Origin of the sequence: Saccharothrix violaceirubra, from assembly GCF_014203755.1 — a bacterium.
Taxonomy (GTDB): domain Bacteria; phylum Actinomycetota; class Actinomycetes; order Mycobacteriales; family Pseudonocardiaceae; genus Actinosynnema; species Actinosynnema violaceirubrum.
In genome coordinates, this window is sequence record NZ_JACHJS010000001.1 from 3,357,834 (window position 1) to 3,381,486 (window position 23,653).

At 71.6% G+C, this 23,653-nt stretch carries 21 protein-coding genes; 6 read left to right on the forward strand and 15 right to left on the reverse strand.

Annotation, left to right across the window (positions count from 1 at the left end; genetic code table 11):
* The first annotated feature begins 259 nt into the window (after nucleotides 1-259).
* The gene (locus F4559_RS15995; protein ID WP_184669575.1) at nucleotides 260-1,702 is read left to right on the forward strand and encodes an amidase; all 1,443 of its coding nucleotides are present in this window, start codon (nucleotides 260-262) and stop codon (nucleotides 1,700-1,702) included.
* A 1-nt stretch (nucleotide 1,703) separates the two neighbouring features.
* On the opposite strand, the gene F4559_RS16000 is transcribed toward F4559_RS15995, so the two are convergent.
* Nucleotides 1,704-2,744 carry a coiled-coil domain-containing protein gene (locus F4559_RS16000; protein ID WP_184669577.1) on the reverse strand — a complete coding sequence of 347 codons (1,041 nt, stop codon included), beginning with the start codon at nucleotides 2,742-2,744 and terminating at the stop codon, nucleotides 1,704-1,706.
* 299 nt (nucleotides 2,745-3,043) lie between these two features.
* On the opposite strand from F4559_RS16000, the gene F4559_RS16005 reads away from it, so the two are divergent.
* Nucleotides 3,044-3,235 carry an ATP-grasp domain-containing protein gene (locus F4559_RS16005; RefSeq protein ID WP_221448096.1) on the forward strand — a complete coding sequence of 64 codons (192 nt, stop codon included), beginning with the start codon at nucleotides 3,044-3,046 and terminating at the stop codon, nucleotides 3,233-3,235.
* Nucleotides 3,236-3,548: 313 nt separating this feature from the next.
* On the opposite strand, the gene F4559_RS16010 is transcribed toward F4559_RS16005, so the two are convergent.
* Entirely contained in the window at nucleotides 3,549-4,460 is a 912-nt protein-coding gene (locus F4559_RS16010) for a class I SAM-dependent methyltransferase (protein ID WP_184669579.1), read from the reverse strand.
* 237 nt (nucleotides 4,461-4,697) lie between these two features.
* Here F4559_RS16010 and F4559_RS16015 point away from each other — a divergent pair, with 237 nt between their 5' ends.
* Together F4559_RS16015 and F4559_RS16020 are read left to right on the forward strand one after the other, a co-directional pair.
* Nucleotides 4,698-5,450 (forward strand): SAM-dependent methyltransferase, encoded by a 753-nt coding sequence (locus F4559_RS16015; protein WP_184669581.1) that lies wholly within the window; start codon nucleotides 4,698-4,700, stop codon nucleotides 5,448-5,450.
* Between the two features lie 217 nt (nucleotides 5,451-5,667).
* Entirely contained in the window at nucleotides 5,668-6,183 is a 516-nt protein-coding gene (locus tag F4559_RS16020) for a DUF4158 domain-containing protein (protein WP_312865674.1), read from the forward strand.
* 9 nt (nucleotides 6,184-6,192) lie between these two features.
* Here the strand turns inward: F4559_RS16020 and F4559_RS35100 are convergent, their stop codons facing one another.
* Genes F4559_RS35100 through F4559_RS16040 form a run of 3 tightly spaced genes read right to left on the reverse strand, consistent with a single transcriptional unit; the run spans nucleotide 6,193 to nucleotide 9,197 of the window.
* Entirely contained in the window at nucleotides 6,193-7,659 is a 1,467-nt protein-coding gene (locus F4559_RS35100; RefSeq protein ID WP_246445229.1) for an ASCH domain-containing protein, read from the reverse strand.
* 6 nt (nucleotides 7,660-7,665) lie between these two features.
* On the reverse strand, nucleotides 7,666-8,271 hold the full coding sequence (locus tag F4559_RS16035; protein WP_184669582.1) for an AAA family ATPase: 606 nt from the start codon (nucleotides 8,269-8,271) through the stop codon (nucleotides 7,666-7,668).
* Nucleotides 8,272-8,273: 2 nt separating this feature from the next.
* On the reverse strand, nucleotides 8,274-9,197 hold the full coding sequence (locus tag F4559_RS16040; protein WP_184669583.1) for a hypothetical protein: 924 nt from the start codon (nucleotides 9,195-9,197) through the stop codon (nucleotides 8,274-8,276).
* 378 nt (nucleotides 9,198-9,575) lie between these two features.
* Between F4559_RS16040 and F4559_RS16045 the strand changes: the two genes are divergently transcribed.
* Complete coding sequence (locus F4559_RS16045) at nucleotides 9,576-10,148, forward strand: YbhB/YbcL family Raf kinase inhibitor-like protein (protein ID WP_184669584.1); 573 nt, start codon at nucleotides 9,576-9,578, stop codon at nucleotides 10,146-10,148.
* A 41-nt stretch (nucleotides 10,149-10,189) separates the two neighbouring features.
* On the opposite strand, the gene F4559_RS16050 is transcribed toward F4559_RS16045, so the two are convergent.
* The 8 genes from F4559_RS16050 to aceA are packed head-to-tail and all read right to left on the reverse strand — an operon-like array spanning nucleotide 10,190 to nucleotide 18,456.
* Nucleotides 10,190-11,515, reverse strand: coding sequence for a DUF6297 family protein (locus tag F4559_RS16050; RefSeq protein WP_184669585.1), 1,326 nt, complete (start codon nucleotides 11,513-11,515; stop codon nucleotides 10,190-10,192).
* Nucleotides 11,512-12,135 (reverse strand): ABC transporter ATP-binding protein, encoded by a 624-nt coding sequence (locus F4559_RS16055; protein ID WP_184669586.1) that lies wholly within the window; start codon nucleotides 12,133-12,135, stop codon nucleotides 11,512-11,514. Before F4559_RS16055 ends, F4559_RS16050 begins: the two co-directional genes overlap by 4 nt.
* A 28-nt stretch (nucleotides 12,136-12,163) precedes the next feature.
* The gene (locus F4559_RS16060) at nucleotides 12,164-13,297 is read right to left on the reverse strand and encodes an FAD-dependent monooxygenase (protein ID WP_184669588.1); all 1,134 of its coding nucleotides are present in this window, start codon (nucleotides 13,295-13,297) and stop codon (nucleotides 12,164-12,166) included.
* Nucleotides 13,294-13,815: a TetR/AcrR family transcriptional regulator gene (locus F4559_RS16065; protein ID WP_184669590.1), complete on the reverse strand. Its 522-nt coding sequence runs from the start codon at nucleotides 13,813-13,815 to the stop codon at nucleotides 13,294-13,296. The genes F4559_RS16060 and F4559_RS16065 overlap by 4 nt, the downstream gene beginning before the upstream one ends.
* Nucleotides 13,816-13,847: 32 nt before the next feature.
* The gene (locus F4559_RS16070; protein WP_184669592.1) at nucleotides 13,848-14,897 is read right to left on the reverse strand and encodes a winged helix DNA-binding domain-containing protein; all 1,050 of its coding nucleotides are present in this window, start codon (nucleotides 14,895-14,897) and stop codon (nucleotides 13,848-13,850) included.
* 43 nt (nucleotides 14,898-14,940) lie between these two features.
* Nucleotides 14,941-15,576 carry an HAD family hydrolase gene (locus tag F4559_RS16075; protein ID WP_184669594.1) on the reverse strand — a complete coding sequence of 212 codons (636 nt, stop codon included), beginning with the start codon at nucleotides 15,574-15,576 and terminating at the stop codon, nucleotides 14,941-14,943.
* 37 nt (nucleotides 15,577-15,613) lie between these two features.
* Nucleotides 15,614-17,191: a malate synthase A gene (gene aceB / locus F4559_RS16080; protein WP_312865675.1), complete on the reverse strand. Its 1,578-nt coding sequence runs from the start codon at nucleotides 17,189-17,191 to the stop codon at nucleotides 15,614-15,616.
* On the reverse strand, nucleotides 17,188-18,456 hold the full coding sequence (gene aceA / locus F4559_RS16085; RefSeq protein ID WP_184669596.1) for an isocitrate lyase: 1,269 nt from the start codon (nucleotides 18,454-18,456) through the stop codon (nucleotides 17,188-17,190). The genes aceB and aceA overlap by 4 nt, the downstream gene beginning before the upstream one ends.
* A 175-nt stretch (nucleotides 18,457-18,631) precedes the next feature.
* On the opposite strand from aceA, the gene F4559_RS16090 reads away from it, so the two are divergent.
* Nucleotides 18,632-20,044, forward strand: a complete 1,413-nt coding sequence (locus F4559_RS16090; RefSeq protein ID WP_184669598.1) for a short-chain fatty acyl-CoA regulator family protein — start codon at nucleotides 18,632-18,634, stop codon at nucleotides 20,042-20,044.
* Nucleotide 20,045: 1 nt separating this feature from the next.
* On the opposite strand, the gene F4559_RS16095 is transcribed toward F4559_RS16090, so the two are convergent.
* Both F4559_RS16095 and F4559_RS16100 read right to left on the reverse strand, forming a co-directional pair.
* The gene (locus F4559_RS16095; RefSeq protein WP_184669600.1) at nucleotides 20,046-20,450 is read right to left on the reverse strand and encodes an SgcJ/EcaC family oxidoreductase; all 405 of its coding nucleotides are present in this window, start codon (nucleotides 20,448-20,450) and stop codon (nucleotides 20,046-20,048) included.
* A gap of 34 nt (nucleotides 20,451-20,484) precedes the next feature.
* Nucleotides 20,485-23,652, reverse strand: a complete 3,168-nt coding sequence (locus F4559_RS16100; protein WP_184669603.1) for an AfsR/SARP family transcriptional regulator — start codon at nucleotides 23,650-23,652, stop codon at nucleotides 20,485-20,487.
* Nucleotide 23,653: the final 1 nt, after the last annotated feature.

Consider the following 23,653-nt stretch of genomic DNA (forward strand, 5'->3'; position numbering starts at 1 on the left):
CGGACTTCACGCCGGGCGAATACCGGAACCGCTCGTGGACGTCCTTCATGTCCTCGGGGACCACGGTCTCTCGTCTGGGCATGTTCCGGTCTTCCTCTCCAGATGCGGTTCGGCGCCCGCGGACGCACTGTCGATCAAGGCTGGTGACTCGCCGGGCACCTGCCCGTCCATTTACCGGACACCGAGAGGAACATCGGCTCTCCCCGTTGTGCGAAGCAGTATTTTATGGCTTCCGACGAGGGTCGATAACGTCGGATTCATGAGTTTTCAGACGGCCGAAGAGATGACCGCCGCGCTGTGCGCGGGCGAGGTGACCTCGGCGGACCTGACCGACGAGGCGATCGCCCGTATCGAACGCGACGACAAGGCGATCAACGCGATCTGCGTGCCGGACTTCGACCGTGCGCGAGCCGCCGCGCGCGCCGCGGACCGGGCACGCGCCCGTGGCGAGGTCCGGCCACTGCTCGGTGTTCCGGTCACGGTCAAGGAGTCCTACGACATGGCCGGGCTGCCCACGACGTGGGGCATGCCGGAACACCGGGACTTCGTGCCGGCCGAGGACGCGGTGCAGGTGTCGCGGCTCAAGGCCGCCGGTGCGGTGGTGCTCGGCAAGACCAACGTGCCCTTGGGGCTGCAGGACATCCAAAGCTTCAACGAGATCCACGGCACGACCAACAACCCGTGGGATCACGAGCGCACGGCGGGTGGGTCGTCCGGCGGATCGGCGGCGGCCCTGGCGTCCGGGTTCGGCGCGCTGTCCATCGGCTCCGACCTCGGTGGTTCGCTGCGCACCCCCGCGCACTTCTGCGGCGTCTACGCGCACAAGCCGACCCTCGGACTGGCGGCGCACCGCGGCATGGTCGCGCCGACCGAGCCGGCATCGCCGACCGATCCCGATCTCGCCGTCGTCGGACCGATGGCGCGCACCGCCCGTGACCTCGCGCTCCTGTTCGACGTCATGGCCGGGCCGGACCCGTTGACGCTCGGCAAGGCGTACGACGTGACGCTGCCGCCCGCACGCCACGAACGGCTGCGCGACTTCCGGGTCCTGGTGCTCGACGACCACCCGTTCATCCCCACCGGGTCGGCCGTGCGGGCGGGCGTGAACCGGGTGGCCGACGCGCTCGCCGACGGCGGCGCCCGTGTCGAGCGACACAGCCCGCTGCTGCCCGACCTGACCGAAGCCGCCATCCTCTACGCGCAGTTGCTGGTCTCGGGCTCTGTCGCCAGGTTCCCCCTCGACGAGGAGCAGGTGCGGACCCGTGTCGCCGGACTGGACGTGGACGACCGGAGCCTCGACGCGGCGCGGCTGCGCGGAATGGTGTTCAGCCACCGCGACTGGCTCGAGGTGAACGCCCGTCGTGAACTCCACCGCCGCGGCTGGCGCCGGTTCTTCGCCGAGTTCGACGCCGTGGTGTGCCCGATCACACCGACCCCCGCGTTCCCGCACGACCACGACCCCGATCCGCTTGCGCGCCGGATCGACGTCGACGGCGTCGAGTACCCGTACTTCGACCAGCTCGTCTGGGCCGGTCTGGCCACGATGCCCGGCCTGCCCGCCACCGCCGTACCCGCGGACCGGTCTCCCGAGGGCCTGCCGGTGGGGGTGCAGCTCATCGGTCCGATGTTCGAGGACCGCACCCCGTTGCGGCTGGCCGAACTGCTCGAGCGGGCGATCGGCGGTTTCCGGGCGCCGAGGTAGGTCAGGTCGTCTCGACCGAGAGGAGCGCGGCCAGCGTGTCGAGGGCCTTCCGCTCCCGTCCGGCGTCGTGCTCCTCGGCCGGCGCGGTCGCTTCGCGCAGCACGCCCGCCACCCGGTCGAGCAGGCGGGCGTGCGCACGCTCGAACCGATCGGCCCGTTCGGTCTGCACGCCGAGGCGGTGCAGGTCCTCCCGTGACCGGGCGTCCTGCGCGCGGTTCTCGGCGTGTGCCCGTTCCACGCGTCCGTCGGCATCGGCGGTGATCTCCGCGGTGATCCGGGCGAGGTCGACGGCGAGCCGGTCGCGGACGCGGTCGACCTCGGCCTCCAGGTCGCGGACGCGCGTGGCCCGTTCGTCGAGCCGTTCCCGTGCGGTGGCCAGTTCGCCGCGCAGGACGGCGGCGGCTTCACGGGCCCGCGCCGTCGACTCGACCGCTTCCCGGACCCGGGCGTCGGCGACGGCCTCGGCCTGGGCGACCGCCGCGGAGGCATCGGTTTTGGCCTTGTCCGCCTGTTCGCGTGCGGCGTCGCGTTCCGCCCGAAGCCGCTCCTGGGCGAGCAGTGAATCCTGCCGCGCCCGGTCGGCGGCGTCGCGGGCACGCAAGGCTTCCGTCCGCTGTGTCCGGGCCTCCTGCGCTTGGTGAAGCGCTTCGTCACGGGCGGCTTCGGCGACGCGTGCCCGGTCCTCGGCCTGCTGCCGTGCGGTGTGGGCTTCCTCGGCGGCACGTTCGGCCTGCTCGGCGCGCGCGATGAGTTCGTCCCGCACGGCACCCAACAGGTCCCGTGATCCCTGCACGACTCCGACGAGGTCCTGGAGCGGTTCCCACACCTCGTCGAGCTGCCCAGCCAACTCCAGCACCGTTTCGCGCAGTGCGCCTGGCCCGCCCGTCATCCCGGCGGCACGCGCGGTGATCCGTTCGGCCCGGGCCCGGGCCTGGCAGTCGCGTTGCTCGGCGGGGCAGTACCTCGGCGGTCTGCCGGTCGGCTTGCGCGCGGTGACCGGCAGACCGCAGTAGGCGCAGGCACGGGTTCGAGGGGCGTCCACCTGCGATTCTTGGGCGACTGTCACCTGTCCAGCCTAGCAGAGTTCTTGTTTCCAGAAACCAGAATGGGTTCCACTTACCGTAAACGATAACTGTGACGAGGAGGCTGCCGAGATAAGTGACATTATGTCGGCGACATGTGCGAACGTGAATTCAGCCGCCCGGAGAGGGTGTAGAAACTGGGAGATCGTCACCGTGACGAAACTCGGCAGGGGGTCACCCTGCTGTCTCATCGAGTATTCGACATCCATATCGCCGGCCTGATCCGGCGGACCGGCCCATCCCGACCACCCCGGACGAACTGCCGGACACCGACGTCGAGCTCTCGGCCATCGGACCGCTGGTCGCCGGTCTACGCCTGCCCTTCGTCACCGCGGACCTCGTGCTGCGGGACGACGGCGTATGGCGCGTCGTCGAGTTGGGCGACGGACAGGTCGGCGATCGACCCCGCACCATGGACGCCGAGGCGTTCATCGACATGCCGATCCCCTGACGGAGAGGGGTCGCCGTAGTACTCGGGAAAACCGGCGGATTTGCCTGAACTGCGGCGATCCAGGCGTCCGGCGGTCTCGGCGTTGGGCTTCGGCGAAGTCGGCGTGCGTCTGGGCGACGGCGTCGGGGTGGGCGTGGCGCTTCTCGTGTTCGGCCGGCGCGGACCGAGGCGACGGTGAGGTCTTGTTCGTCGGTGAAGACCCCTGGCGAAGCCGATCAGCAGTCCGCCCACCGCTGCGGTGTCCCGGTTGACACCCGCTCATCGGGCATTCCACCGGGCGGGACTTACGGGAATCGGCGAGCAGCGGTGATCTTCACGGCGCGGCCAGGGGGCGTGTGTCCCGGTCGGGGTTCGTCGATCGTGACGGCGAATGGGCGCTCGGCCGAAACCGCACGGGCATGGCCGATGAGGGCAAGAAGTCTGCTGAGAGCAACCGTGCGGCCCGGCCCAGGGGCTGTGAACCCGTTGTCAATATCTTGCTCGCCACCACCAGGTAGTTCTCCGCCTCCGGGTTGAACGTGCTCCTTTCCGTCCGGAGTCCGACCCGGTGCAACTCGGCTTCGAGTTCGTCGTGCCGGTAGGGCCAGCAAGACAGCAGTTCCGAGCGGACGACAACCGGCCCGGCTGCGTCGACTTGTGCGACCGCGATCTCGATGTGGTGCTCCTCCTCCCAATGCGGCGCAATCTCCCAGCGGTAGACGACCATGGCATCGCGACCGTTCCGGCGGACGAGTCGATCACTGATGTCCAGCCGGGAACCTCTGGCCCTCACGAGTTCCCAAGTGCGGGAGGTGAGTACCAAGCGTCCGCCACGACGCAGAAGCCGTGACATCGACTCGAGGGCGGCAAGTCTGCCTCTCGCACCCGCGGCATGGTGCAGCGAGTTACCCACGCAGAACACCATGTCGAAGGTGCCGTCATCGAAATGGTCGGGCAACTCCTGCCAGTCCGCCCGCACTGTCCGGACAGATGCCTTGAATTCCTCGGACAACTCCTCGGTCCGACGAACCATCGCTTCGCTGGCGTCAGTCGCGACAACCCGCATGCCAAGACCGGCGAGGCCGACCGCGAGTTGCCCGGTACCGCACGAACAATCGAGGACTTGAGCGTTCGGCGGAAGGAGACAGGTGACGTCGGCGAACGCCGCGGCGAACTCGGGGGGCGTCGACTTCGCGTCCGAGATAAGCCACTCGTACACCTCGGCAAGCACGTCATAGCTCGTCACAACTGATACCTCCGTCACGCGTCAGATTCGCGCCGGCACATCAGTACATCAGCAGGGCAAGTCGGTTCGCCAATGCTTTCGCGAGGGGCGACCCCAGTCCGCTCACGCCGTTGCCGCTGCTCTCAACCGGCAGCCACGTCGTGACCGTCGTGCCTGGCCCCTACGGCCGTGATGCTTGTGGTCTTCGAACTCCGGAATGCCCCGGCCTCGGTCGAGTCTGCTTGTAGAGTCGCCGTAGTGGAGCGTTCCGAGATCTTCGACATTGCCCATCTGCGCCATCCGATCGCGGCGCCCGTGGCGCCCCGGCGGTTACGCGAACTGGTCGGCTGGCTGCGACCGAGCGACGGCGCCCGCGCCGTCGACCTCGGGTGCGGAGAGGGCGAGTGGCTGCAGGAGTTGCTGCTTGCCCACCCCGGGATGACGGGCGTGGGGATAGACCACATGCTCCCGGCCTCTGCCGCCGCGCGTGCCGGCGAGCGGGGGCTGGGCGACCGTGTGCGCTGGATCGAAACGGATGCCGCCACCTGGGCCGACGGGGGCTTCGACGTGGTGGTGTGCGTCGGTGCGAGCCACGCCTTCGGCCGGCTGGAGGACACGCTGGTCGCTGTCCGGCGGCATCTGCGCCCCGGCGGCCAAGCGCTGGTCGGCGACAGCATCTGGGAGGTCCCCCCGTCGGCCTCCGCGCTGGCGGCGCTCGAGCTTCCCGCCGACGCTTATCCCGACCTCGCCGGCTTCGTGCGAGCCACTCGTGAGCACGGATTCGAGCCGTCGTACGGGCACGTAAGCACAGTGGCCGAGTGGGACGACTACCAGTTCAGTTGGTCCGGGTCGCTCGTCGACTGGGCCGTGCGGGAGGCCTCGACGACGGAGGACCGTGACCAGGCGCTTGCCGTCGCACGTGAGCATCGCGAAGCCTGGCTGAGCGGCGCGCGACGTGAACTCGGATTCGCCACCTTCGTCCTGCACGACGTCGCCGGCGCGCGCGACTGATCGGCGTTCACGTCGCTGCCGATGTCGGGGTCGCCGTAGTATCCGGGAAAAATCGGGCGGATATGGCTTCGGTAGGCTCCTGACCTGGGCATTTTCAGGGTTGAGGGTCGTGGTTGTCGGCGCGGGTGTTCGCGGACGAGGAGCTTGAGCGTCTGCGGGAGTTCCCGGAGATCGGTCGGGACGAGTTAGCCCGTTCTTTACGCTGACGCCGGCGGATGTGGCGTTCGTTGACCCTGGTCGCGGGCGTGGCCCGGCGGATCGTCTGGGGTTGGCGGTGGCGTTGTGCACGTTGCCGTGGTTAGGGTTCGTGCCGGACAAGGTGTCGGTGGCGCCGCCGGTCGCGGTGGCCCGTCTCGCCGAGCAGCTCAAGGTGGATCCGGAGGAACTGCGGTCCTACGGGAAGCGGGCGAAGACCCGGACGGATCACCTGCGGCTGGTTGCGCAGTACTTGTCGTGGCGGTTGCCGACGACGCTGGAGCTCAAGGAGCTCGACGAGTTCTTGCTGGCGCGGGCGATGGAGCCCGAGTACACGGCACCACGCCAATCGACGTCACCGGCCGCGACGGCGGCGCTCGCCCTGGGCCTGCTGCCGGGTCGAGCAGTCAAGCCGCTCGGCCCGGCAACGGACGGATCAGACGTCCGGGTCGTTGCGATCGATCACTGCTGGTCCCGGGCGTCGACATGGACCGGCCCCGCAGACGAGGGGCGCCTGCGGGGCCGGGTGATCGCGTAAGCGGGTGGATCAGGCTGGCCGGGGCGGCTCGACCAGTTCGATGCCGATCGCCACGACGCCGAGTGCTTCGCGTTCGGGTGGGTAGATCTGGCGGATGTTGGCGAGCTGGTCCTCTCGGGTGGCGGTGGGGTTGACCGAGGCGACGGGTTCGCGGTCGAACATCTCTTCGAAGCTGGTGTAGCGGTTGACCTTGGTGACGCGGGTCAGGACGTTGTCGCCCTGGCAGTTGAAGCGGATCAGTGAGCCGGGCTTGATGTTGCGGCGGCTGGAGTCGTTGACGCGGATCTCAGTGGTTTTCCGGCCGGTGGCGATGAGATCGAAGTAGCGCTTGTATATGCCCATCTCGTGGGCACGGACGCCGGGTTCGGTGGGTCGCTGGATCATGAGTCGGCCGAGTTCCTTGACGGTGAACGAGCGGAAGAAGTGCTTGGGGTCCTTGAGAAGTTCGCCGACCAGCCACACGAGTGCGTCAACGTAGTCGTCGACGGTGCCGGGCCAGGCTGTGGTGTCGAGCATCCATGGCTCGACGTCGGGCGGGAGCGCGGCGCGGCCCTGTTCGCGCAGCAGCGATTTCGACAGCTTCGCGCCGGTCGGTGCGAGCACCTGCGGGGTGAACACCCGAATCGGCATCTGCGCGGCCGGCGTGCCCAGCGCACCGAGTGCGCCGTCGACGAGCTGGCAGCCGAACGTCCAGTCGCCGCCCTTGAGCATGACGTGCAGCACGTCGGTGTCACGGCCGAACGCGCGTTCCTTCACCAAGTTGCGGTACAGCGTCGCGAGATCCAGGTAGGGCACGTCGTCCTCGGGGTCGATGTGCACCTCGTAGCCGCCGTGGTCCATGCACACCGCGGTGAAGGTGGCACCGTCCTCGTCGAGGTGCGCGAGCTTGGTGCGCTCGGCGCGTTTTTCCGCCCATCCGCAGTCCGGGCACGGCACCCGGATGTGCACCAGACCGTGGCTGGGCGCCATCCACCAGCGGATGTCCTCCAGCCGTTCCAGGGTGCGCAGGAACTCCGCCCGGAAACCCGGGGTGGCCTGCTGGTCGGTGTAGGTCTCCACCGCGTACTCGGTGTCCGTCGCCTCCGATAGCGAGCGGAAGAACGCCTGGTAGTAGCCCTCGATCAGCTCGCCGATCTGGTCCTTGCCCAGGGCGTGGAAGTAGGTCTGCTGGTAGGCGTGGTGGGTTTCCGGGTCCAGGTCGACGGTGTGCGGGGCGTTGTCCAGCGCGCCGAACCGCACCACGGTGTCGATCGAGAACTCTCGGCGCGCGATCTTCGCGAGCAGGAACGCCGCGATCTGCACCAGGTTCGTGCCCAGGTGAGGGGCACCGTTGATCTGCGTGCCGACGACGAACTCGATCCGCTTCGGGCGCGCGGCGAGCACACGGGGCCGCAGCAGGTCGATCGAGCGCAGCAGCGCGTTGGCCAGGATGCTGTTCGGAGAGACGAGCAGCGCGGGTTTTCCGTTGCGCGACAAGGAAATTCACGCTCCTCGGCTGGGTTTGGGCAGACGCAGGTTGGCGCAGATGAAGTCCAGCCGCGCCGACGCGGAGTCGGCAGCGACGAACACCGGCTCGTAGCCGGCGTCGTAGTAGCCCTGCACCACCAGCTCGTGCACCCGGCGGATCTCGCGCTCCTTCGCCCACACGATGTCGTCCGGGTCCTCGAAGGTGTCCAGCGGATCCAGCAGGAAGATCGCGTCGTAGCGGTAGCGCGCCGTCGCCTCCTCGAGCTCGGTGGTCGGCTTGAGGCCGAAGAAGCCCTCCCAGCCGTAGCCGTCCGGGATGCCCCGGTTGTAGAACCGCACGCCGTGCACGTGCGCGGTGTACTCGGCGACGAACGCCTCCAGCACCTCCAGCGAGTACTCGCGCCGATCTTCCTTGCGCAGGTGGCGTCCGAGACGTTCACGGTGCTTGCGGTAGATCTCGCGGCCGGGCTCGTCGACCATGCAGGGGATCCCGGCGTTGTGCACCGCCGTGATCAGGTCGTCCTTGCCCGAGGAGGGGCCGCCGGTGATGACGTAGCGGCGCGGCGGCCCGCCCGCGGCGGCGGCGAGCGCTGTGGACAGGTCGGGGTTGATGCTGGTCACGGTCATCCGTTCTGGTCGGGGTCAGGCGGAACAGGGGTGCTTGGAACAGTCCTGGCCTGCTCGGGGGATGGGAGTGCGGCCAGGAAGCCTTCGGTCCAGGTGTTACCCAGGCCGGTCTCGCCGTGCAGGTGCGCGACGAACGCCTCGCGGCTCGCGCCACCAGCGGCGGCCTCGGTCAGCCGCGAGGTTTGCCCGGCACTCAGCGCCGGCGTCCACCCGGCCAGTGCCACCAGCTCGTGCACCGCGAGGTCCGGAGCGAACGCCGTGGTGTAGCTGATCGCCTCGGCGCGGGCGGCGGCCCACCGCCAGGCAGCGGTCACCGCGGCCCGGATGACGTCGGTGCGCTCGCTGTGCAGGCTGATCAGCCGCTCGACGGTGAGCAGCTCCGCACGGGCGGCGTAAATCGCCGACCACAACAAGCTCAGCTGCTCCTCCTGCTCGGCGACCTCCCACGCGAACGGGTCGGCGAGCACCGGCTGCCGCGCCGTCACCGGTGCAAGCCGGGGCGCGATCAGCGGCGACCGGGTGAACCGGTCCGCGTCGGCCAGCAGCTCGGCCGCCAGCGTCGTGACCAGCTTGGGCTCGACCCGCTTGCGGAAGTGGTGCACCTCGTGGCCGGCCTGCTCGGCCGCGAGCTCGCGGCGCACGGTCAGGTTCATTCCCGGCACGGCCGGTGGCAGGCCGAACAGCGCCCGCGCCGCCGCCGCGTACCGGGCATCAGGGAACCGTGCCAGCAGACCGCGCAGCGTGCCGTCCAGCGCCGCGATCCGGCTGGCCTCGTCGCCGGGGTCGGCCGCCCGCGCGAGCACACCGCGCAACTCCAGCAGCACCGGATCCACTGCCGCCAGCGTCACAGGCAGCCCGCGCCGCATCAGCCGCGCGACCGCGTCCGCAACCTCGTCCTCAAGTGGGCTTTTTGTGGGCATGGGTCGAGTGAAGCACGATGCCCAGAAAAGGCCCAGCCCGTCACCCGTCCGCGCCATGCTGACCACGCTGGTCATCGAGAGACTCGCCCAGCCGGCGCCAGCACCGCCCGGCGACCCGAACACGAACTGAACCAGCCACCGACGGCTGAACGACCTCCACCGAGCCGCATTACTGCGGGTCAGGCATATCCGCCCGACTTTTCCCGGATACTACGGCGACCCCATGTCACGGCTCCCGGACCGGCCTGTCGAGACGCGACCCGCAACGCCGGACGTTCGGCGGGAAGCCGCACGATTGCGGACCGCCTACCCTGGCCTCGGCGCCCCTGCGCGCCGCGGACGGACCACAGGAACCACGAGTGTCCTCGGGAGCCTCCAGTGAGAAGCACAGGAATCGTGCTGTGTGCCCTGCTCATCACGTGGGCTGTCAGCCTCTCTCCGGCATCCGCCACGCCGACCCGGAACGCGTTCACCCTGTCCAGCACCGCGTTCGCCGACGGCGGCACGATCCCCAAGGTGCACGAGTGCACCAGCGGCGGCGGCAACGACCCGGCCAAGAAGAACGAGTCCCCACCCCTGGCCTGGTCGGGCGCACCGGCCGGGGCCAAGAGCTACGCGCTGATCATGCGGGACATCGACAACGCCAACCTCATCCACTGGGTCATCTACGACATCCCGGTCAGTGCGACGTCGTTGCCCCAGAACGTGCAACACGTCTACCAACCCCCGGTTCCGGCCGGGTCGCGGCAGATCTACTACCGGGGCAGCGCGAGCCTCTACGGCTACCAGGGCCCCTGCTCGCCCTCGACGGTCAACACCTACGACTTCGTCGTCCACGCGCTGAACAAGGCGTCGTTGACCAACCTGAACAACAACTCCTCCACGCAGACCGCCGCCCGGGCGATCACCGCGGCCTCGATCGGTTCGGCCCGGATCACCGGCGAGTCGTGATCCGACCGCGCCGTCCCGCCGACCGGGGTGGGACGGCGCGGCTACCAGTTGAGCAGGATCTGCGCGTACGCGAACACCAGCAACAACGCCGGTCCTCGGGCCAGGCGCAGGATGAACGTCAGCGGTACGGCGCCGTAGCCGCCGAAGTCGAACAGCGGGGCCGAGTAGTCCAGTGGAGGCTTGGTCGCGATCCGGTACACGGCGAGTACCGCGCCGAAAGCCGACAGCACCGCGGTGCCCGTCCACGGCAGCGCGGGTGTGGTCGCCGCGCACCACACGAGTGTGCCCACCGTCGGGACGACCAGGTGGGCGGTGCGGATCACGCGGTCCGTGCCGCCGATCGACCGGCGTAACGCTCCCGAACCGCAGACCGCGCGCAGGCCGCCGGAGAGTTGTCCGGCGGCCAGGAACGCGCACAGCAGGTGCAGCACGGCCTGGGTGCGGGCGTCGTAACCCAACCCGATCGCGTACGGCACGGGGATCAGGCCGAGCCACACGAGCGGCACGTGGCGCAGTCTCAGCACCCGTCGGCAGTCGGCGCGCAGGAGCACGGCGAATCGGCGCCCGTGCAGGCGCGCGGAACGGACGCGTCCCAGGGCGCGGGTCCGGCGCGACGTCATCAAAGACGTGAACAACGCGCTGTCCAGGAACGTCACCGACACGGCCAACGCCGACGCCAACTCCGTTCCGGCGGCCAACGCGATCCGGTTCAGCCGGCCGAGCGTCCACACCGCGACACCGGTCGACACCACCGCCGCGAGCGCGACCGGCACCAGCGGCACGGTCACGCCGCCGATCCCCGACATCGTCGGCCGCACCAAAAGCAGCGCCAAGATCGACATCCAGGCCGTGACGGCGACACCGTTCACGACGCGGCGCGGCGCACGTGACACGTGCGGTTGCACGATCACCGTCACGGACGCGGCGACGACACCGCCCAACGCACCCGCCACCGACCACGGACCGCTCACGCGCATCAGCACGAACGGCAGCGCGAAGACGACCGTCCCGACCGTCGCCGACACCGCCAGCACCGCGAGGAACCGCGGCACAAGCAGCCCGCGACGGTCCACGGGCGTGCTCAGCACCCAGAACCGGGCCGCGCCCCGTGCCACGACCGGACCGAACGCGAGCAGCACGCCGATCTGCGCGGTGGCCGCGAGGACGCCCACCAGTACCGCGATCGGGTTCCACAACGTGTCCGGTGCCGGCGTGAACGCCAGGAGTTCGGCGACGGCACCGAGCGCGATCCCGGTGAACATCGCCGTGTAGGTGATCCGGTCCACCGCCCGCGACAGCCGGAAGCGCCACGGGTCGCGGCGGCGCGACCGTCGCAGCCGGCGCGACAGCGCGGCGGACGTGGTCACGGTTCCACGGCTCGGTCGGCGACGGTGTCGATCAGCGTCGCGTCGTGCGACGAGAACAGCACGCCGACGCCCGCCGCCTTCTCCCGGTTCAACCGGTCGGCCAGCCAGGCACGCCCGGCCCGGTCCAGGCGCTGTTCCGGTTCGTCGAGCACGAGCACGCGCCTGGGCCTGACCAGGCACGACGCCAGCCCGAGCCGGTGGTGCTGCCCGGCCGAGAGCGTGCCGGGCAGCTGGTCGCGGACGCCGTCGAGGCCGACCTCGGCCAGTACCCGGTCGACGACGCGGTCCGCGTCGGCCTCGCCGTGCGCCCACGCGTAGAGCAGCAGGTGTTCCACCACCGACAGGTCGGGGAAGTGCTCGACGTCGTCGAGCAGCACGGCGAGTGCCGCCCGGTGCGCGGGGTCGGTGTCGTCGACCGGGCGGCCTTCGAGCAGCACGGTGCCCTCGTCGGGCCGGTCGGCGCCGACCACGCAGCGCAGCAGGGTCGACTTGCCCGCGCCGTTGGGCCCGACGATCGCGACGGCCTCGCCCGCGTACACCGTGAGATCCACGCTGTCGACGACGGGATCGCCGCCGTGGTCCTTGCGCAGCCCGGCCACCCGGAGCAGTTCGTGCCCCATGAGTCCCCCTGGTCGTTCTCCCCGTCGATCAACCTATCGGGGTCTCCAACGACACCGGCCGGCCGACCATGCCGTGCGCGACGGCCCGGTCCACCATCGGCAGGCGGGACAGGCGCAGCGCCTGGCGGCGGGCCCACAGCCGGGTGGGCGAGGACGGCAGGAACCACCGGGCACCGGACCGTCCGACGAGTTGCTTCTCGTCGACGACCGGCCGCCACGCGCGCTCGAACCCGGGCGGGTCGTCGAGGTGGTCGGCGAGCAGGTACGCCCCGCCCATCGCCAGCGACGCGCCCTGTCCCGCGATCAGCGACACGGCACCGGCCGCGTCGCCGACCAGCACGACGCGGTCCCGACTCCAGCGCGGCACGACGACCTGCGCCACGTGGTCGTAGTACGGGTCCGCCGGGCAGAGTTCCAGTGCGCGCGGCACCACCCAGCCCGCCGAGGCGAAGACCGAGCGCAGTTCGGCACGCGGATCGGCGGGCCGCTCGGTGGACGGCGTGCGGTGCACGGTGAACGCGGTGACCCGGTCCCGGCCCAGGCCGTAGCAGCCGAACAGCCGGTCGACGGTGTCGGTGACCCGGAACCGGCCGGCCACCCGCGCGTGCACGTCCGGGTCGGTGAACGAGAACGCGGCGGTGTGGAAGCCGAGATGGCGCACGTGGCCGTCGCCGAAGACGAGCCGGCGCACCGTCGAGTGCACGCCGTCGGCGCCGACGAGCAGGTCCGCGTGCAGCACGGTGTCGTCGGACAGCCGCACCGTGACGCCGTCGGCGCGGTTGTCGACGTCGACGACCGCCGCGCCGTAGCGGAGATCGACACCGGACGGCAGCGCTTCGCGCAGGGTGCGTTCCACGTCGGGGCGCAGGATGCTGAGCAGGCGTCCGCCCAGGATCGCGGACAGCCGGCCGAACCCGATGCCCGCGACGCGACGCCCCTCGGCGTCGACGTACCCGGCCTCGTCGATCACGTGGGACCGGGCGCGCAGGACGGGCAGGATGCCCAGGCGTTCGGCCGCGTCGTAGCCCGGCCCGAAGAAGTCGATCAGGTAGCCCTGGTCGCGCGGCGCGGGGGAGCGGTCGACCACGACGACGTCGTGCCCGACCAGCCGGTGGGCCAGGGTGAGTCCGGCGATCCCGGCGCCGGCGATCACGATCCTCATCGCAGCACCCGTTCCAGGACGGGCACGACGCCCGCGGCCGACAGGCCGGGGTCGAGCGCGCGGTGCAGCAGGAGGCCGTCGACGGCGGCAGCGAGCACGGCCGCCGTCCGCTCGGGGTCGGGCACGTCGAACCCGGCGAGCCACTCGGCGAGGCCCCGGCGGAACTCCGCCAGCACCTCGCCGACCGCGGCGCGGATGGTGTCGTCCCTGGTCGCGGCCAGGAAAGTCTCGGTGAACAGCTCCTGGCCGTCGGGGGAGTCGAGGGCGGCGAGCACCGCGTCGAGGCCGGCGCGGGGTGTGGCCGCCGAGGCGAGCACGTCCCGCAGTCCGGACACGGCCGTGCGCAGGGCGCCCACGGCCGCTTCGGCGAGCAGCGCGGGCAGGGAGGCGAAGTGGTAGTGCACGACTCCGGGGCCGACCCCGGCTCGTTCGGCCAGGACGCGCGTGCTGACCGCGCCCCAGCCCCGTTCCGCGATGAGTTCCGTGGCGGCGGTCAACAGCCGCTCTCGCACCGTCATTTGGACGATCGTACTGGACGATCGTCCAAACATCAGGTGATCACCACCTCACCCGCGACGCCGGCGAACGCGAGCAGCGCGGCGCCCTCGGTCTCCACGTCGACGCGCTGCGCGCGGGTCAACGGCCGGAATATCTCGACGTCGAGCCCGGTGCGGGTCGTGCGCCACGTGCCGTGGACGAACCCGTCGACCAGGACCGTGCGCCGCCCGCCGACCACGACACCGCGCCGGTAGTCCTCGTCGGAGATGATCCGGCGGCGGTCGTCGTGCCCCAGCAGCACGTTGTCGAACTCCGGCAGGAAGCGCACCGGCGCGGGCACGTCCGCGTCGGGCAGCACGGCGTCGGGCAGGTCGACCAGCTCGCGGCCGTCCTCGTCGACCAGACGGCGCAGGTCCAGGCCCTCCACCACATCCTTGAGCCCGCCGAGTCCCGACCACGCCCGCACGTCGGCGACCGTGGCCGGCCCGAACGCGGCAAGGTAGCGCAGCACCAGGCCCGCGTGGTCCGCCTTGTCGCCGCGCGGCACCCCGAGCCAGTGCTCGGCCGTCGTCCACGACGCCCGCCCGCTCGCGCCCCACACCGCGCGCGGCGGCACCTGGATCATGGACAGGAGCTGGCACGCCGCCACCGCGAGCGACTCCGCGTCGACGTCGGGGAACTCCGCGCCGAGCAGCCTGGTCAGTTCCGCCTTCGTGCGCGGCTGCTCCGCGACCCACTCCCGCACGAGCGGCGCGATCCGGTCCAGGTACGGCGCCGCGACCTTGAACGGCGAGGACCGGAACCGGCGCTCGACCATCGGCCGCAGGACGGGTTCGAGCACGCCGTGGTCGTCGGCCGTGACCAGGTGGATCGTCGCCCGGTGCAGCGGCGCCCGCACGACCTTCCGGTCCACGAGCAGGTCGCCGAGCATGCGGGGGTCGAAGTCGCGCACCCGCGACCAGAGCCCGAAGTACGGCGAGAACGGCTCCTGCGCCTGCATGCCGACCAGGTGGGCCACGACCTCGTGGGGCGTCGCCGCCGACCGGTCGAGCAGCAGTTGACGGTCCAACGTGGCCCGGTTGAGGGCGCGGAGGCTGAGCATGCGCCCACGATAGGACCAATCGAGGACAGCTCCGGTCCGCGATTCAGGCCACGACGCCCAGCCGGGCCAACGCGGCGCGGGTGTCGTCGGCGGTGGTGTGCCGGTGGGCGTGCAGGCCGAGCGCGCGGGCGGCGTCGACGTTCGCGGGCATGTCGTCGACGAACACGCACCGGTCGGCGGGCAGGCCCACCAGGTCCAGGGTGTGGTCGAAGATCGCGCGGTCGGGTTTGCGCAGACCGACGCGCGCACTGATGACCAGCGTGTCGAACAGCTCGGTCAGCAGGGTGACGGGATAGCCGTCCTCGCCCCAGCTGTTGGACAGCAGCACGGTGTGGACGCCCGCGGCCCGCAGGTCGCGCACCAGCCCGACCATGGCGGGGTCCGTGTGCGCGGTGCCGAACATGCGGGTCAGCAGACCGGGTGCGTGGACCTGCCCGCCGTCGAGCGTGACCAGCTCGGCGGCGAGCAGGTGCTCGAACTCCGCCACGGACAGCACGCCGGTCTCCAGGTCGGCGACCGGGCCCGACCCGGAGTGCAGCCAGTCGGACATGGTGACGTGGTAGCGCTCGCGGTCGATGCGGTCGACCCGCAGCCAGTCGTCGACGAACGCGGGCACGGGCACCGTCAGCACGCCGCCCCAGTCCACCAGCACCGCGTCGACCTGCCGTCCGTCACCCATGGGCGCACGCTACCGCCGTAGGGGACCGCGCGGTCCCCTACAACCGGGCCAGGTGTCCGGCGTAGGCGCCGGTGGTGAAGAACCGCGGCGGGTCCTCGGCCAACGCGGTCGCCGTGAACAGCTCGCGTACCGCCTCCCGGCGTTCGGGTCGGACCGCCGCCAGCTCCCGGTCCAGCAGCGCGTGCACCAGCTCCTCGGTGACCATGCCGCCCTCGGCCAACGGCGTGATGTGCCGCAGCCACTGCCAGATCTGGCACCGCGCGATCTCGGCCGTGGCCGCGTCCTCCATCAACCCGCCGATCGACGCCGCGCCGACACCGTCGAGCCACGACCCGAAGTACCGCACGGCCACGGACACGTTGCCCCGCAGCCCGGCTTCGGTGACGCCGCCGGGCGTGCGGTCCACGGCCAGCAGGTCGGCGGCCGTCACGACGACGTCCGGGCGCAGCCGGTCGAGCTGGTCGGGCCGGTCGAACGCCGCCGCGCACACCCCGACCAGCCCGGGGTGGGCCACCCACGACCCGTCGAAGCCGTCCTCGGCCTCGCGCTTCTTGTCCTCGCGCACCTTGTCCAGCACGATCGCGTTCGTCTCGGCGTCGCGGCTCGGGATGAACGCGGCCATGCCGCCGATCGCGTACGCGCCCCGCCTGTGGCACGTGCGGACCAACAACTCGGTGTAGGCCCGCATGAACGGCACGGTCATGGTCACCCCGGCCCGGTCGGGCAGGACGAACTCCGGCCGGTCGCCGAAGTTCTTGATGACGCTGAAGATGTAGTCCCACCGGCCCGCGTTCAGGCCCGCGCCGTGTTCCCGCAGCTCGTAGAGGATCTCCTCCATCTCGAACGCGGCCGTGATCGTCTCGATCAGCACCGTGGCGCGGATCGTGCCGCGCGGGATGCCCAGCTCGTCCTGCGCGAAGCCGAACACGTCGTTCCACAGCCGCGCCTCGCGGTGGCCCTCCAGCTTCGGCAGGTAGAAGTACGGGCCGAGGCCGTGCGCGAGCTGTCGGCGTCCGCCGTGGAACAGGTACAGGCCGAAGTCGAACAGGCTCGCCGACACCGGCCGCCCGTCGACCACGACGTGCTTCTCGACCAGGTGCCAGCCGCGCGGCCGGACCACGATCGTGGCGACCTCGTCGGCGAGCGCGTACCGCTTGCCGGTGTCGGCGGTGAAGTCGATGCGGCGTTCGATCGCGTCGAGCAGCGTGAGCTGGCCGTCGACGACGTTGTGCCACGTGGGCGCGGTCGCGTCCTCGAAGTCGGCCATCCACACCTTCGCGCCCGAGTTCAACGCGTTGACGGCCATCCGCCGGTCCGGCGGCCCGGTGATCTCCACCCGCCGGTCGACCAGGCCGGGCGCCGGGGGAGCCACGCGCCACGAGTCGTCGGCGCGGACGGCCGCGGTCTCGGCGAGGAAGTCCGGGGTGCCGCCGGCGGCGAACACCTCGCGGCGTTCGGCACGGGCGGCGAGCAGTTCGGCGCGACGACCGGCGAAACGGTCGTCCAGGCGCACCACGAAATCGAGCGCCTCGGGCGTGAGGATCTCCTCGAACCTCTCGCCCGGGGCTCCGGTGACCACGATCCGGTCGGGCACGGCGGCCTCCTCCCGGCTCACGCGAACTGGGCCTGTTCGGTGGACCCGGCCAGGGCGGTGGTCTCCCCGGTCGGGTCGAGGGTGGTGGAGACGAGGTCGAAGTAGCCGGTGCCGACCTCGCGCTGGTGCTTGACGGCCGTGTACCCGTCCGCTTCGGCGGCGAACTCGCGTTCCTGAAGGCCCACGTAGGCGGCCATGCCGGACTCGGCGTAGCCGCGGGCCAGGTCGAACATCGAGTGGTTGAGCGCGTGGAAACCGGCCAGCGTGACGAACTGGAACCGGTAGCCCATGTGCCCGAGTTCGCGCTGGAACTTGGCGATCGTGGCGTCGTCGAGGTGCTTGCGCCAGTTGAACGACGGCGAGCAGTTGTACGCCAAGAGCCGGTCGGGGTACTCGGCCTTGACCGCCTCTGCGAACCGGCGCGCGACCTCCAGGTCCGGGGTCGAGGTCTCCATCCACAGCAGGTCGGCGTACGGCGCGTACGCCAGGCCGCGCGCGATGCACGGCTCGAGCCCGCCGCGCACGCGGTAGAAGCCCTCGGCGGTGCGTTCGCCGGTGACGAACGGACGGTCGCGTTCGTCGACGTCGGTGGTCAGCAGGGACGCGGCCTGCGCGTCGGTGCGCGCGATCACCACGGACGGCACGCCGGCCACGTCGGCGGCCAGCCGGGCGGCGTTGAGCGTGCGGATGTGCTGGCCGGTCGGGATCAGCACCTTGCCGCCGAGATGGCCGCACTTCTTCTCGGCCGCGAGCTGGTCCTCCCAGTGCACACCCGCCGCGCCGGCGGCGATCATCGCCCGCATCAGCTCGAACGCGTTGAGCACGCCGCCGAACCCGGCCTCCGCGTCGGCCACGATCGGCGCGAGCCAGTCGTGCGCCGACGAGGTGCCCTCGGCGTGGCTGATCTGGTCGGCGCGCAGCAGGGCGTTGTTGATCCGGCGCACCACCTGCGGCACCGAGTTCGCCGGGTAGAGGCTCTGGTCGGGGTAGGTGTGCCCGGACAGGTTCGCGTCCGCCGCCACCTGCCAGCCGGACAGGTAGATCGCCTTCAACCCGGCGCGCACCTGCTGCACGGCCTGGTTGCCGGTCAACGCGCCCAGCGCGTGCACGTAGTCCTCGGTGTGCAGCAGCTCCCACAGCCGTTCCGCGCCCCGACGGGCCAGCGTGTGCTCCTCCACGACGCTGCCGCGCAACCGGACCACGTCCGCCGCCGAATAGGTGCGCCGCACACCGGCCCATCGCGGCGCGGTGGCCCATTCCCGGGTGATCTCTTCCGCGGTGCTCATCTGCCGCGCTCCTCTCGCCGAATTCCCGTTCCGACCGTCGCACGACCGGTACCGGCCCGTCGACCGGCGGAATCTGCGAATTTGTGGAAATCTTCCGCCGACGATCTGCGAAGGTTGCGAAGACGGCATTTCGCGGACATGCCCTACCCTGGTCGTCTTTCCGGGAGGTGACCGCGTGGCGAAGACGTTCGTGGGTGCGCGATTGCGGAGGCTGCGGGAGGAACGGGCGTTGAGCCAGGTCGACCTGGCCCGCGCGTTGGGCATCTCGGCCAGCTACCTCAACCAGATCGAGCGCGACTCCCGGCCGCTGACCGTGCCCGTGCTGCTGCGGATCACCGAGACGTTCGGCGTCGACCCGTCGTTCTTCGCCGGCCACGACTCGGGGCGGCTGCTCGGCGAACTCCGCGAAGCCCTGGCCGGTACCGACGTGTCGGTCGACGACCTGCGCGAACTCGCCGGCTCCCGGCCGGAGCTGGCCCGCGCGGTGATCGACCTGCACCGGCGGGTCCGGGAACTCGCGGCGGCGGCGGGCGACCGGGGCGGCGAGTCGGCGGCCGGCGCGCACGAACGCGTGCGGGACTTCTTCTACACCCACGCCAACCACTTCCCGACGCTGGACTCGTCGGCCGAACGCGTGGCGTCGGCGATCGGCGTGCGACCGGGCGAGGTGCGCACCGTCCTGGCCGCCCGGCTGGCCGAGGCGCACGGGATCCGCGTCGAGAACACCGTCGGCGACGTCGCCCACCTCGCCACGGCCGGTGAGCTGCATCACTACGACCCGGTCGCGCGGACGTTGTCCCTTTCCCTGCACATGCGGCCCGGACAACAGGCGTTCCGCATGGCCACCCAAATAGCCCTGCTCGAATTCGCCGACGAATTGGACGCGATCGCGGCGGAAAGCCGGGAACCGCACGGACCCGTGCGGTCGTTGATCAGGATCGGGCTCGCCCGCTACGCCGCCGCGGCGCTCGTCATGCCCTACGGCACGTTCCACGCCGCCGCCGAACGGCTGCGCTACGACATCGAACTGCTCGCCGACCACTTCGCGATGGGCTTCGAGACCATCTGCCACCGGCTGACCACGCTGCAACGGCCGGGCGCGCGCGGCGTCCCGTTCTCGTTCGTCCGCGTCGACCGCGCGGGCAACGTGTCCAAGCGCCAGTCCGCCACCGGCTTCCACTTCTCCCGCTCGGGCGGCACGTGCCCGCTGTGGAACGTCTACAGCGCGTTCGCCGCGCCGGGCCGCGTCGTGACCCAGGTGGCGGCGATGCCCGACGGCCGGCGCTACCTGTGGGTGGCCCGGACCGTGGCGCGCAGTCGCGGCGGGTTCGCCGGGCCGGGCAAGACCTTCGCGGTGGGCCTGGGCTGCGAGGTCCGCCACGCCGGGCGCCTGGTCTACTCGGCCGGCACCGACCTCGACGACGTCGCCGCCGCCACCCCGATCGGCCCGGGTTGCCAGACGTGCGACCGTCCCCTGTGCCCGCAGCGCTCGGCGCCGCCGATCGGCAAGCCGCTGCGCGTGGACGAGAACCGCAGCACCTTCGTCCCGTACCCGCTGGACTTCGGCGTGCGCCCGCCGCCCCCGTGACTCAGTCCGCGACCACCCCGGTGTTCTGGCAGGCCGTCAGCAGCCACCGGCCCGCCTCCTTGGACATCACGTACAGCGGACTGCCCTCGTGCCCGCCCTCGACCGGGTCGCCGTCGAGGGTGAGGTAGCGCTGGCGGACCTTGACGGCCGCCACGTCGGACCGGATGAACAGGATGTGCACCACCTCGTAGGTCGCCGTGAGGCCCATCATGCCGCCCGGCAGCACCTCGGCGGTGAACGCGGCGATCTCGGCACGGCCGGTCAGGAGTCGGCCGTGCCCGGTGGTCCAGACGGCGTCCTCCCGGAACAGTGCCACGAACTCGTCGACGAGTTCGTGGCACTGGGTGTGTTCCACGGTCGCCACGACCTGCTTGATGGCCGCGATGTCGGCATCGGTGTCGTTCATGTGGATCATCCTCGGACCTCGACCTTGCTCGAGGTCAAGCCTGCTTCCCGGTCGTCGCCCCGGCTTCCTCCGGCCGGTCCGGGTCGCGGGACCCTGCCACGAGTTCCAGCACCTGGTGGGCACGGGCGATGCCCAACCGGTTCCCCGACGCCTGGTGCAGGGCGAGCGCCTCGGCCGCGTGCGCGGCGGCGTCCTCCGGTCGGCCGGCGTCGACCTCGGCGTGCGCGAGCACGGTCAACGCCTGCGCCTCGCGCAGCCGGAACCCGGTGGTGCGGGCCAGGAGCGCGGCCCGCCCGGCGTCGTCGATGGCCGCCGCCGCCCGCCCCAGTCCCACCGCGGTCGCCGCCAGGCCGATCAGGGACGTGATCTCGCCCTGCCGGTAGCCGACGCGCCGGGACAACCCCAACGCCTCGCTGTGGCCGCGCACCGCGGCGTCCCAGTCGAGCTGTCCGGCACGCGCGCTGGCCAGCGTGTTGAGCGTGTCGGCCGCGAAGCGCAGGTTCCCGGTCGACCGGGCCAGCGCCAATGCCTTCTCCCCGTACTCGACCGCCGTGGCGAAACGGCGGGCGTCGCGGTGCACGGCGGCGAGGTTCTGCAACACCTCGGCCTGGTCGTGGCGGGACCCCAGGACCTGGTAGCGCTCCAACGCGCCCTGGTGCGACGCGATCGCCTCGTCGAACGCGCCCTGCCGCAGGTGCACCGCGCCGAGCGTGTTCAACGCGACCGCCTCGGTGTGCACCAGTCCCAACGGCCCCGCCGAGGACAACGCGGACTCCAGGTGCGCGCGGGCCGCGGTCAGGTCACCCGCTTCCAGCCGCGCCACGCCCAGCCGGGCCAGCGCCGCCACGGCCACGGCCGGCACCTCCGCCTCCGCCGCCTCGGCGAAGTGCCGTGCCGCCTCGGCGAGCCGGCCGTCCTCCAGGTGCACCACGCCCAACGCGATCAGCGCCGTGCCCGCGCCCGCGGCGTCGCCGACCTCGCGGTGCAGGACGAGCGCGGCCCGCAGGCGCTCCAGCGCCCGGCGGTAGTCGCCGAGGCTCCAGTCCAGCACCCCCAACGCCCGCAGCATCGTGGCCTCGGCCGGCCGGTCGCCGTCCGCCCGCGCGGTGTCCAACGCGGCGGTCGCCACGGCCAGCAGGTCGCTGTCGTGCCGGTGCGTGTGCAGGTAGCCGGTGACGGCGTCGGCCAAGTGCCGGCTCCACGGCCGCAGGTCCGGGTGCGCGGTGGCGAACTCCACCGCACCGACCAGGTTGGCGCGTTCGGCGCTCAGCCACGCCACGGCCCGCGCCGGACCGTCGAACGCGGCGGGTGCCGCCGCCTCCGGCCGGGGCAGCCGGGGCGATGCCGGGTTGAGCACGACGGCCGCCGCGTCGGCCCACCGCAGGTAGTGCCGGTACAACCGGTCCAGCGCCAGGGCGCGGTGTTCCGCGGGGTCCTCCAGCTCGGCCCGTTCCCGGGCATACAGGCGCAGCAGGTCGTGGAGCTGGTGGCGCCGGTTGCCCTGCTGCTGCACGAGGTTGGCCGTGACGAGCCTGCCGAGCAGGGTCGCGGCCGTGGCCTCGTGCTCGTCGGCCAGCGCCGCGGCGGCCTCCGGCGTGAAGTCCGTGCCCGGTACGAGCCCCAAGAGGCGGAACATCCGGCGTTCGTCGGGCTTGAGCGTCTCGTAGGACAACCCGAACGCCGTGCGCACCGCCGCCTGCTCGTCGTCGTCGACGGCCAACGCGCTCAACCGGTTGGCCCGACGCAGTTCCGCGACGTGGTCGGCGACCCCGGCGCCGGCCCGTCCCACCAGGTTCGCGCCGGCGATCCGCACGGCCAGCGGCAGCCGGGCGCACAACTCGACCAGTTCGGCCACGGCGTCCGGCTCGGCGTCGGCGATGTCGGTGCCGACGATGTCGACCAGCAACCGGCGGGCGTCCGCCGCCGGCAGCGAGTCCAGCGCGAGCCGCCGCGCGCCTTCCAGGGCGATCAGGCCGCGCAGGTCGTTGCGGCTGGTCACGAGCGCGGCACAGCCCGGCTCGCCGGGCAGCAGCGGGCGGACCTGGTCGGAACTGACCGCGTTGTCCAGCACCACCAGCATCCGCCGGCCGGTCAGCAGGGACGCGTACCGGTCCTGCTGGGCGTCCTCGTCCAGCGGCACCTGCTCGGCGTTGAGCCCCAGGCCGCGCAGCAACCGGGTCAACGCCCGCTGCACGGTCAACGGCGGCTGCTGGGAGAAGCCGCGCAGGTCGACGTGCAGCACGCCGTCCGGGAAATCCTCGCGCACGGCATGGGCGACGTGCACGGCCAACGCGGTCTTGCCGACGCCCGGAGGTCCGGACAGCACGACGTACCGGGGCGACGACCGGTCGGGCAGGGGCCGGAGCAGACCCGCGGCCCGGACGGTCTCGGCCGTGCGCCCGACGAAGTGGGCCGCGGCGGGCGGCAGGTTGCCGCGCTGCGGCGGAGCCGTGTCGCGATCCCCGAGCAGTGCCGGGTCGTCGGCCAGGATCGCCAGGTGCAGGCGGCGGACCTCGTCACCGGGGTCGATGCCGAGTTCCTCGGCGAGCCGTGCGGTCAGCGCGCGGTGCGCCGCCAGGGCGTCAGCCTGCCGTCCGGCGCGGAACAGCGCCAGCATGAGCTGAGCCCAGAACCGTTCGCGCAGCGGGTGTTCCGCGATCAGCGACCGCAGTTCGGCGACGGCCCGGTTGTGCGCGCCGCCGTCGACGTCGAGCTGCACCCGTCGTTCCACCGCGTGCAACCGCAGCTCCTCCAGCCACGGGACCTCCTCGCGGTGCATCAGGTCCGACGGCACGTTCGACAGCGGCCGACCCCGCCACAGGTCCAGCGCGGCACCCAGGCACGCGGCCTCGGCGACGCGATCGGCCGCGGCGGCGGCCTCGTCCGCGCGGCGCAACGCGGCGCGGAACCGGGTCAGGTCGAGCCGGTCGGGGTCCACCGTCAGCACGTAGCCGCGGTCGACGGTCCCGATCACCCCCTCGCCCAGGACCTTGCGCAGCCGCATCACGTACGCCTGCGCGGTGCCCCGCGCGGCGGCCGGCACGTCCTCGTCCCAGAGCCGGTCGATCAGCTCGTCGACCGTGACCACCTCGTTGGCGCGCAACAGCAATGTGGCCAGCACGACCCGCTGTTTGCCCGATGCGACCGGCACGGGCGCGCCCGCCGACCGCACCTCCAGCGATCCGAGCAGCAAGAACTCCACC